The 9,034-nt window shown below is 45.6% G+C and carries 7 protein-coding genes; 5 read left to right on the top strand and 2 right to left on the bottom strand.

The features are described from left to right. The first annotated feature begins 112 nt into the window (after window positions 1-112). Both QUA38_RS25075 and QUA38_RS25070 read left to right on the top strand, forming a co-directional pair. Complete coding sequence (locus tag QUA38_RS25075) at window positions 113-1,036, top strand: methyltransferase domain-containing protein (RefSeq protein ID WP_333166734.1); 924 nt, start codon at window positions 113-115, stop codon at window positions 1,034-1,036. A gap of 260 nt (window positions 1,037-1,296) precedes the next feature. Further along, on the top strand, window positions 1,297-1,536 hold the full coding sequence (locus QUA38_RS25070) for a helix-turn-helix transcriptional regulator (protein ID WP_333166730.1): 240 nt from the start codon (window positions 1,297-1,299) through the stop codon (window positions 1,534-1,536). 52 nt (window positions 1,537-1,588) lie between these two features. Here QUA38_RS25070 and QUA38_RS25065 read toward each other — a convergent pair whose 3' ends face one another. Together QUA38_RS25065 and QUA38_RS25060 are read right to left on the bottom strand one after the other, a co-directional pair. Continuing rightward, complete coding sequence (locus QUA38_RS25065) at window positions 1,589-2,701, bottom strand: diguanylate cyclase domain-containing protein (RefSeq protein WP_333166728.1); 1,113 nt, start codon at window positions 2,699-2,701, stop codon at window positions 1,589-1,591. A 371-nt stretch (window positions 2,702-3,072) separates the two neighbouring features. Then, on the bottom strand, window positions 3,073-3,567 hold the full coding sequence (locus QUA38_RS25060) for a DUF427 domain-containing protein (protein WP_333166725.1): 495 nt from the start codon (window positions 3,565-3,567) through the stop codon (window positions 3,073-3,075). A 113-nt stretch (window positions 3,568-3,680) separates the two neighbouring features. Here QUA38_RS25060 and QUA38_RS25055 point away from each other — a divergent pair, with 113 nt between their 5' ends. The 3 genes from QUA38_RS25055 (at window position 3,681) to QUA38_RS25045 (ending at window position 8,339) form a co-directional block, all read left to right on the top strand. Continuing rightward, on the top strand, window positions 3,681-4,961 hold the full coding sequence (locus QUA38_RS25055; protein WP_333166722.1) for a GH25 family lysozyme: 1,281 nt from the start codon (window positions 3,681-3,683) through the stop codon (window positions 4,959-4,961). Between the two features lie 587 nt (window positions 4,962-5,548). Continuing rightward, complete coding sequence (locus tag QUA38_RS25050) at window positions 5,549-7,507, top strand: cation:proton antiporter domain-containing protein (RefSeq protein WP_333166719.1); 1,959 nt, start codon at window positions 5,549-5,551, stop codon at window positions 7,505-7,507. Window positions 7,508-7,520: 13 nt separating this feature from the next. After that, complete coding sequence (locus tag QUA38_RS25045; protein WP_333166716.1) at window positions 7,521-8,339, top strand: methyltransferase domain-containing protein; 819 nt, start codon at window positions 7,521-7,523, stop codon at window positions 8,337-8,339. Window positions 8,340-9,034: the final 695 nt, after the last annotated feature.

Genomic DNA, 9,034 nt, shown 5'->3' with positions numbered 1-9,034 from the left:
GTCATTAAATAATCACATCGGTGCGATTTGGTATTTTATCCATCACTACAATTTATCATTACTTGTTTAGGACTACCCCGAGAAGATATGCCAGAAGGTCAGTGGCTACAGCGTGCGATCGGCGGGAACGGAAAAAGGTGCAAGAATTAGAGTAACTGAGGGTCTTGTCGGTTGGGCAGATTGGATATTTGTGATGGAGAAGAAGCATGGCGATCGACTTCGCAGCAAATTTCCCAAAAGTCTCGAAGGCAAGAAAGTTATTTGCCTGCAAATCCCGGACAATTACGAATATATGGAACCGGAGTTAGTCGAGCTTTTGCAGGCGAAACTGAACCCCTATATGGAAATGCCAGATAACGAGATAAATTTTATGCAGCGAGTTTTGGAACCGGAAGTGATGGATTCGTTGGAAGAGGCGATCGAATACGATTCGATGGACTTTACTGAGGTTAATGCTGCTTTTGCTCAGAGTGCTGCGGCATTGGGGCCGGTTTTTGGAAACGTTTTGGATGCGGGGACGGGTACGGCGAGAATTCCGATCGCCCTTTGTCAACTCCGGCAAGCATGGAAATTGACTTGCATCGATTTGTCGGCAAATATGTTGAAAGTCGGGGCCCAAAATTTGGAAAAGGCGGGCGTGCGATCGCAAATTAGTCTCGAATTAATTGATGCTAAAGCCATGCCGTATCCAGACAGTTATTTTGACATGGTGATTTCCAACAGCATTATCCACCATTTGCCCGATCCGCTGCCGTTTTTGCAGGAAGTCAAGCGGGTGTTGAAGCCGCAGGGAGCAATTTTTTTGCGGGATTTGCTGCGGCCGGAAAAAGCGGAAATCAGGGATAATTTAGTCAATCTGTATGCGGGAGATTGCAACGCGCATCAGAAACAGTTATTCAGCGATTCGTTGCAAGCAGCATTTACGCTGGATGAAATTGAGGAGATGATCCAAAATGCCGGGTTGGATGGGTTGAGGATTTATGAATCTTCAGACAGACACTGGACGGCAGAACGTGCTTGGTGCGAGTCTTTGTAGGCACGGGGCGATCGCCCGATAAAATTTTATACGCAGTATTGCACACCTTCAAGCTAAATACTTGCTCAAATCCGACCAACTGCGGAGCCCACCTACGACGCTTCTATTGTCAATTCGGAAGCAGGCGAACAATAACCTAGGAATTCAGATGCTGTTTGTAAGGCATAATCGATTCATGCTCCTTTCCAAAATTGTCTAATCAATTTATTATTTAGTCAAGATGTTTAAGCATTTTATATAAAAAATGTGCGATCGAGGATATGCCGAAAAAGCCCGTTCCGCGACCTGAAGATGAAGAGTCGCATTTGAAGAAGCTCAGGGAAGAACTGGAGATGAGTGAGGAAGATTTGGCGCGCGAGCTTGGCGTTTCGTCGCAAACAATCAGTCGTTGGGAGTTGGGGAAGAATGTGCCGACGTTTACCGTCAAGCAGATGAAAGCTTTGGAGAAATTGCTGGCTAGCATCGGCAGGTCGATCGGCGACTTGCCAGACAATCTCTGATGGAAACGACTAAACAAGCCCCGGATCAATCCGTGGGGTCGCTTTCTCCCATCTAAAATCCATCGGCATCTAAAATTACTCGATCGCGCCCTTTGTCTTTAGCTTGATAAAGCGCGCCGTCTGCCGCTGCAAGTAGATTTTCCTGAGAAGTTGCGGGCTGAGGAAACGTGCTCGCTACCCCCAAACTTAGCGTCACGAAAGAACACACCGCTGAATTAAGGTGTTCGATTTCTAGTTCTTTTACCCAAACTCGAATTTGCTCTGCAATCCAAACAGCTATTTCAGACGAAATGCGGGGTAAAATTACCGCAAATTCTTCACCTCCGTAACGAGCTACCAGAGTCTCCCCCGAAACTGCGCCTGCTGAGTAATTTACCGCTGCCCAAATAGCTTGGGCTACCTGCTGCAAGCAAGCATCTCCCGCCTGATGTCCGTAAGTATCGTTGTATGTCTTAAAAAAGTCAACATCGCATAAAATCAAAGATAGTTGTGCTGCTGCTTCTCCCAATTCTTGCCATTTTTTCTGTAAGAATTCGTTAAAACAGTGGCGGTTGGCAATCTGAGTTAAGCCATCTAAGTTGGCAAGGCGATACAATTCGGAATTAGCTGCTTTTAATTGAGAGTTAGCTGCTTCTAACTCGGATTGCGTGAGCGATAAATTGTAATAAAGTTCGCTCATAGACCAAGTAGCTTGTTGGTGAATTTGGGATAAAGCTACCCAGAGTTGATGCACGTCTAACAATCGGTAAACTTGAGGTTCTAACTGCACAACAATTGGCTCGTAAAGCAGTTCCGGCGGTCGCTGCACGGAGCGCTGAGCTGCCATGACAATTAAGGCTACTCCTGGTAAAATCAAAATATCGGTTTGAGATATTTGATACAAGGCTATAATCGGTCTGCAAGCAAATATATCTACTCCGTAAGGGCGGCTCATGCGTTCCATAAATCGCCGGCGCGATATCATCCCTAAAAATTCCCCATTTACGGTCAAGATAACTCCCGGAAGCAGCGGGTGAGATTGAAACAACCGAGCTACTTCTTTGGCGAGATAGGAGGAGTCAACCTGAAAATTGAATAGAGCCAGATTCTTAAGAGTAGACTCTAAAGATAAATTTTTGGGTGATTTTTCTGGCGAGTTAGAGGACTCAATAAATTCAACAGACACAGCGCATATCCGAATAAACAATAAACTAGCAACAAAGCTAGTGTCAGCTATTAAATTATATAATTATTTATTTATTACCAGTGGCCCTATTCTTTACTAGACTATTTATTTAAGCTGCGTTAGTTTCTGCCGTGCCTGCATTGCCTTGATTCGTCCTCACTCAATTATAGATTTATTGAATTATTAGTCTATTTTTGACTCTGGTTTTTTGCGCCGTAAAAAAACCAGTTTCTGCACGAGTTCTCAACTCATTCGCGGCGCACAAAAACTCAAAAAACCTGGTTGTTAAACCGGGGTCGAGGCTGTAACGAGGTTTTGCGTAAAAAAACACGGTGTCTGCCCCCGTCCTAAACTCAAAACTCAAAACTTCCTCACCACCCCCAAGTTCCTGGACCTCCCTTAAACGGGCCAACAATATCTTTGGTAATCCAGCCGCCGTAAAAATCCCCTGGTTGAGATTGCACTAATTCCCCGTCCACATAACAAGCATCCATCTTGCTGGGATAAAAAGCCACATAATCTTTAATAGCTGCAAAAACCTGATTAGGATTGGGATAAAACCAAGCAGCATTTACTACTTCTTTCGACTCTACCGTCACAGTGTAATAACCGGCTTGTCCCTTCCACTCGCACCAAGAACCCTGTAAAGTTTTGTGCAAATATTCCATTTTGATGTCATCGGGGCAGATATAGTAAACCGGAGGGTGGCTGGTTTCCAATACCCGCTGAGGACGGCGCGTGTCGGCGATCGTCACTCCATTAAAAATTATCTGTACGTGTTTGGTCGATTCCTCAAGCCGAGGGGGACGTGGGTAATCCCAAACAGACTCTTCACCAGGGCCGGGCTCTATTCGATCGAAGTTCATTGGGACAATCTCCCCTGCAAAAAAAACAATTAGCGACTTAGCATTACAATTTAATGTACCCTTAATTGAGTCGCTACTTCAGACCAAACCAGCTTTTCCCAACTCTTCGTAATATGAGTATTCGCGGTATAGACGTTTCCGACTACCAGCCCAATGTCAATTGGCAAGCAGTTGCCCGGGATGGTATTACCTTCAGTTTTGTTAAATCGACCGAGGGTGCAACGTTAGTTTCCCAAACTTTCGCCCGCAATTGGGCGGCGATGAAAGCGGCGGGGATTCAACGCGGTGCTTACCACTTTTTTCGACCTGCAAGCAGCATTCAAGGACAAATAGATTTGTTCTTAAAAACTGTAAAACTCGAAGCGGGGGATTTGCCGCCAGTCTTGGATGTGGAAACTACAGGCGGTTTGAGTGTGGATCAATTGTGCGATCGAGCCGCAATCTGGTTAGAAGCCGTCGAAAAATCCACGTTGATGCGGCCGATTATCTACACTTACCCCGGTTTCTGGGACAACCTGGGGACAAAACGGTTTGCAGATTACCCACTGTGGATTGCTCACTATACCAGTGCTGAGGAACCTTGGGTTCCGGGGGGCTGGAAAACTTGGACTTTTTGGCAGTACAGTGACACCGGCATCGTGTCAGGCGTATCGGGCAATGTAGACACCAATATTTTTGAAAGCGTCCGAGAAGGCGCCGTAAGTTATAAAGTTGCAGACATCCAGAGGGAATTAAGAATTAAAGGTTTCTATCAAGGCGCGATGGATGGTAAATTTGAAGCCACCACCACAGCGGCGCTCATCTCGTTTCAGAAATCTCAAGGTCTCAATCCAGACGGCATTGGCAGCCTCAAAACTTGGGCCGCTTTGATGCGAAAATCTCCCAAAGTAATTGTTCCCCCTCCAGCCCCGACACCCGTCCCGCAGCCGACTCCTTCTCCGACTCCCACTCCCATATCAGACGTGCGGCTGACTCAGGTATTTTCGTCTTATAAAGCTAGTGCTAGCCAAGATACAGCCTTAATTTGGCTGCAAAGTCAAGTTTCTAACACTGTTTTAGGGGAATTTGCTCAAAAATGGCGGGCAACTACCTTACCTCAAGACAGTAATTTGCGATTGATAGATGTGGGCAAATTTTATCGCGGTTTAGCACAACAAGACCAAGCTTTAGATTGGCTGCAAAAACAAATTTCTCCGGCTATTATTGCCGAGTTTGCACAAAAGTGGCGCTCTCAATCTACTGGCACTAATTCTCCGATTCGGCTGATAGATGCGTGCAAATTTTATCGGGCCGCACCCCAGCAAAACCAGGCTTTAGATTGGCTGGAAGGCCTAATTTCGCCGGTCATTCTATCGGAGTTTTTTCGCAGGTGGCAGAATGCCACTAGATTATAGATTTTAGATTGACTATACAGATGAATATTGCGATTTTAGATTGATTTGAAATGGGAAATCTACTCTAAAGAGGGAGCATCTCATATTTGTAAAAACACTTATTCCTCTTTCCTTCTGCCTCCTAATTCCTGTCTCCTGGCTCCAATTTCTAGCTTTGTTGAAAAAGTGAGATGCTCACTCTAAAGATGAGTCTGAGGGCGATCGATTTGAGATGTGAGCTTTTTGATTGGAAATTGACTCCACAGATGAATCTGGAAGTTGAAAGGCTCTATAATGGGAAATCTGGCAAATCTTGCTATTTGAGATGTGAGATTGACTCCCCATCAAAATTCGTCAAACCGTCTCCCTCTCTGCCCGTATCCCGTTGGACTCTCGAACATAACAGACAATCTCTCGCTTAGCTACCATCTTTGACGCCAAGAGAATTATCTGATAAAGTTAGAGCCAATATCAAGGTTTTTTAATCTTATTCGCAAAAATCCAGTGCCGTGCCGAGTTGGTAAGCTGCGCCGAAAATAGCGTCTGCACTCCAATTACCCGCCATCGAACATTTAAAACTAAGCGGGCAGCCTGTAACAATTGTATCTATGGAAATTCCCTTTAACATCACCCAGTTGATGGTCATGACCGTCATCTGTGGCATCAGCGCTCAAGTTCTCGCCGCTTATCTGAAAGTTCCGGCGATCGTCTTTTTGCTGTTGTTTGGCATTTTAGCCGGCCCAGACTGCTTGGGAGTGCTGCACCCGAATCTGCTGGGCAGCGGTTTGGAAGTTATGGTATCGCTTTGCGTAGCGTTAATTCTGTTTGAAGGCGGCTTGAATTTGGAATTGCGAGATTTAGGAAAACTTTCGGGCAGCATCCGCAACTTAGTTACCGTAGGCACTTTAATTACGCTAATTGGCGGCGGGATGGCCGCACACTGGTTGGGGGAATTTCCCTGGCCGATCGCATTTCTGTATGCTTCTCTAGTAGTGGTCACAGGCCCGACGGTAATCGGCCCTTTGCTCAAACAAGTATCCGTTGACAAAAAAGTTGCCGCCTTGCTAGAAGCAGAAGGCGTTTTAATCGATCCTGTCGGGGCAATTCTGGCGGTATTGGTGCTGAATATTATTTTGAACGGCAATGCTGATTTGCTGGTTTTGTTCCGAGATTTAATCGTGCGACTCTTAGTTGGCACAGTCATCGGGGTTGCGGGAGGTTGGCTGCTGGGATTCATTCTCAAGCGATCGCAATTTCTCTCAGAAGACCTCAAAAACTTAGTAGTTTTAGCCGGTTTGTGGGGATTTTTCGGCTTAGCAGAAGAAATCCGCAGTGAGTCGGGACTGATGGCAACTGTGGTATCCGGCATCGTCCTCAGAGCCGCTGCTGTACCGGAAGAAAGGCTGCTGAGGAGGTTTAAAGGTCAACTGACTGTCCTGGCTATTTCTATGCTGTTCGTACTGCTGGCGGCCGATTTATCCCTCGCTAGTGTGGTCGCCCTCGGTTGGGGAAGTTTGTTTACAGTTTTAGCTTTAATGTGGGTAGTGCGGCCGATCAACGTTTGGCTGTGTACTTGGAATAGCGGACTGAATTGGCGGCAGAAATTATTTGTTTGTTGGGTAGCGCCGAGGGGAATTGTCTCAGCGTCGATCGCATCTTTATTTGCAATTTTGCTCACCCAGCGGGGAATCAACGGCGGCGACTCGATTAAAGCCTTAGTTTTCCTAACAATTATTATGACAGTTTTCGTCCAGGGACTAACGGCCGGACGGATCGCTCAACTGTTGGGCATCACCTCAAAATCCGCAACCGGTGCTGCAATTGTCGGATCAAATCCTTTAAGCAGATTAATTGCTCGCTTGTTTCAAGAACGCGGAGAATCTGTGGCAATTATCGACACCGACCCGGAAGCTTGTGCACAAGCAGAACGAGAGGGTTTGCGGGTGTTTTTGAGCAGTGCTCTCGACCACAGCGTGTTAGAAGAAGCTGGACTGGAGTCGATGGGAACTTTTTTAGCAATGACTAACAACGGCGAGGTAAACTTAGTGTTAGCTCAGCGAGCGGCCGAAGAGTTTGCACCCCCGAGAGTTTTGGCAATATTCCCCAAAGATCCGCAAGCAAATACGACTGCAAATCAGACTAAAATTAATCAAGCTTTTGTCTCCGATTGGTCGCTGAAGGATTGGAACGAATATTTGAGCGATGGCGAAGTAAAATTGGGGGAAACTGAGTTAAAAAGTGAGGGATTGCAGTTTCAGATTGCTCACTTGCAAGCTTTGGTTAAAGCCGGGGAGTTGGCGCCGCTGCTACTGGAAAGGCAAGGGTACTTGCAAGTAGTGTCGGCGACCCAGATTTGGCAAGCAGGCGATCGAATTATTTATTTGTTGTACGATCCGACACCGAAATTGTTGAAAAGATTGTCTGGTTCGTCCCAGTCTCGCTTGACTTTGGAAAAGCATCAGGTAGTTGAAGAAGTGCCGATTCCTCTTCCGGTTTTAGAGCCGGTTTTGGAGGAAATGGAAATAGCAAAGAATGCTAAAGTTTTGCAGCCGCCTGTTTCGCGGTAAGAGGAATGATTTTATGACCGCAGAAGGTTCGTATCAAGCAAACACGTACAATCTGGAGTTTGAGGGAGAAATCCAACGGTTAAAAGCTCAAGTTATCCTCAGTTGGGAAAAGGAAGCGCGCACTTTAAAGTGGTTCGGTTTAGCCGACGGGATGAATGTTTTGGAAGCTGGTAGCGGGCCGGGATTTTTCACCGAAAAACTGTTAGAATTGCTGCCAAACAGTTCGGTAACAGCGGTAGAAATTGACCCGATACTGCACAAAAAAGCAGTAGGATATTTGCAGGACAAAGGGGGCGATCGAGTAAATCACGTCCCAGCATCGGTTGCGGATACTAGTTTGGCGACTAACACTTTCGATTTTGCGATCGCCCGTTTGCTGTTCGTTCACCTCCCAGAGCCCGTCGCAGCAGCTAGAGAGATCTTCCGAATCTTGAAGCCTGGGGGAAAACTGGTGATTATCGATAGCGATGCGGATTTGTTTTGGCTGACAAATCCACCGTTGTCAGTCGAGATTGTCAGGGAGAAATTCAAGCAGGTGATGGCATCGCGGGGCGGCAATTTATGCGTCGCGCGAAATCTGTGCCGCATTCTCAAAGAAGCTGGGTTTGTTAGCGTTGATTTAGAAGCGGTTGTCAGCCACAGCGATATAATAGGAATTGAAGCATTCCAACCTTTACTTGACTCCGGACCCATTTTGCAAATGGTCAAACAAGGGTTGATTTCAGAGTCTGAAATAGCCAGCTATCTGGTTTCGCGGGATGAGTTTGTCGCTGCGGGCGGTCGATCGATGATGAGTTTTTGGTTGATGGCTTGCGGGGAAAAAAATCAATAAAATTAAGACAAATTTTTCACAAAACCTTGATATTCCGCCGCAGCAAAACCTCTAGCACTATCGCTAAATTCCCAGCTAACAAAGCCAACTTATTTAACAGTAAACCCGGAAAAACTTCAGAATAAGTTATCCCCTCACCATGAGGTTAAAGCTGCACGTATAGCTCTAGAATCGTATCATATTAAATCCGGTAGCATCGTCGGGCGTAAAATCTAGTCAACAGTCAACAATCACAGACGGTGCAACCGGAATTGAGATAATTCATCTGCGCTAATATGTGTTTATCTGCCTGTATCTGCGGTTAAAAAAAGAGAATTTTTCGGGCCGCCGATGACAAGGGATTGACGCTGATTCACGCAGATAAAGAGAAGAGAGATAAAAATAATTCCGATCCTAACAAATTAAATGTCAAAGTTATAAATTTTCATATTTCTGAGCTTAGTAACTTTACACTTACAAGTCTAACCAATCGTTGGAACCGATCGCGCAAAGGTTGTTTGTGAGAGCCAATGGTTATCCGTCTCGGCTCAAATTTACCCTTATGCTTGATCGTACATCCGGTTATATAGCAATCCTAAATCATTATCATAATTATGGTACAATTATATGCAATACTACAGGATGACAAAAAAAATGAATAACTTACAACTTCCACAAAAAGATATGGACAAAGAAATAGCCCAATTAGAATCTTT

The organism is Microcoleus sp. Pol12B4 (assembly GCF_036701385.1).
In the GTDB taxonomy this organism is placed as follows: Bacteria; Cyanobacteriota; Cyanobacteriia; order Cyanobacteriales; family Microcoleaceae; genus Microcoleus.
This window is presented reverse-complemented; position numbering and strand designations above follow the sequence as displayed.

Coding starts and splice junctions, on each gene's coding strand:
- QUA38_RS25055 (WP_333166722.1), top strand. CDS start 3,681: ATGAGTATTCGCGGTATAGACGTTTCCGACTACCAGCCCAATGTCAAT.
- QUA38_RS25050 (WP_333166719.1), top strand. CDS start 5,549: ATGGAAATTCCCTTTAACATCACCCAGTTGATGGTCATGACCGTCATC.
- QUA38_RS25060 (WP_333166725.1), bottom strand. CDS start 3,567: ATGAACTTCGATCGAATAGAGCCCGGCCCTGGTGAAGAGTCTGTTTGG.
- QUA38_RS25070 (WP_333166730.1), top strand. CDS start 1,297: ATGCCGAAAAAGCCCGTTCCGCGACCTGAAGATGAAGAGTCGCATTTG.
- QUA38_RS25045 (WP_333166716.1), top strand. CDS start 7,521: ATGACCGCAGAAGGTTCGTATCAAGCAAACACGTACAATCTGGAGTTT.